A 1060-nucleotide genomic window follows, 5' to 3' on the forward strand; every position below is an offset into this window, starting at 1 on the left:
CCAGAGTTGTTAGAGTTTTTGAAAATTGCAAGAGAGAAAAAAAGGATTGAAGTGGAAGATGCGAAGGCTGAATAGTTGATGAAGTTACAAGGTAGTCATGATAATTAAGTTATATAAAGATTCACCTCGTTAAACAAAAAACGGAAATGTAACTAAAGTGCATTTCCGTTTTTTGTTTTTTTGTTCAATGCTAAAGAGGTAAATATGCTTGGTTTCTAGGACTAAAGGCTTAGTAAAGATTCCGATTGAAGTGCGATGTTTAAAATGTCATATTCTTATACACTAGTAGTATAGAATGCGTATGTTATGAAGTAAGGTAGGGGGAAATTATGTCTTTATTTCGGTTAGCGAGAAAAAATATACAAATATTTGCTACCAAAAGGTTAAAACAATTTATGTGGATTGCTATGAATACAATGATTTGTTTTTTTATGATATCATTCCGATTCAATGAAGCTATAATAAGTAAAGCGGAATATACACCTATATTTGTAAAGTGGTTTTATGCTATGTTTCTATTTATAGTTTTTGTGTGTATTTTCGTTACATATAAAATGACAACCTCTCTTTTACAGGTAAGAAGAGAGGAGTTTAAATCGTATGAAGTAATGAAGATGACAAGAAAAGAAATGTTATGTTTATTATGTCAGGAGCAATTATTAACTTACGGAGGAGCTTTTGTTTTCGGATTAATTCATGGTATGTTATTTTTGAAATTATTTATTATTATTTTTATGAAAGCAGTAGGAATCCAAGGGATAACCAATGCACCGATTACGATGTATGCGGTAGTGATAACAGCAGTTGTTATGATAACTGTCATTATAATATCAATGTGGCAATGTTGTAGGTTTACACAAAGGTTAAAGGGTGAAAAGTCATATGAAACGAGGAGAAAGGCATGAGAAATCATGGCTTTTTCTTCATTTTACACATGTTATTAATCATGATACAGTGGGAAGAACTGAAAAAAAGAGTTAAGAAGAAAGGTTGTATGGAATGATAAATGAGCAAGCGATCGTAAAAGTTGATCGATTAACAAAGCGAATTGGTTCAAAGA

1 protein-coding gene is annotated in these 1060 nt (G+C 31.1%); it reads left to right on the plus strand.

Annotated elements, in window-relative coordinates; all coding sequences use genetic code 11:
- Positions 1–329 precede the first annotated feature (329 nt).
- A complete protein-coding gene (locus AC1DJR_RS31100; RefSeq protein WP_477004375.1) occupies positions 330–905 on the plus strand; it encodes an FtsX-like permease family protein in 576 nt (191 codons plus the stop codon).
- Positions 906–1060 lie beyond the last annotated feature (155 nt).

This window comes from Bacillus sp. 05T31 (genome assembly GCF_056396725.1).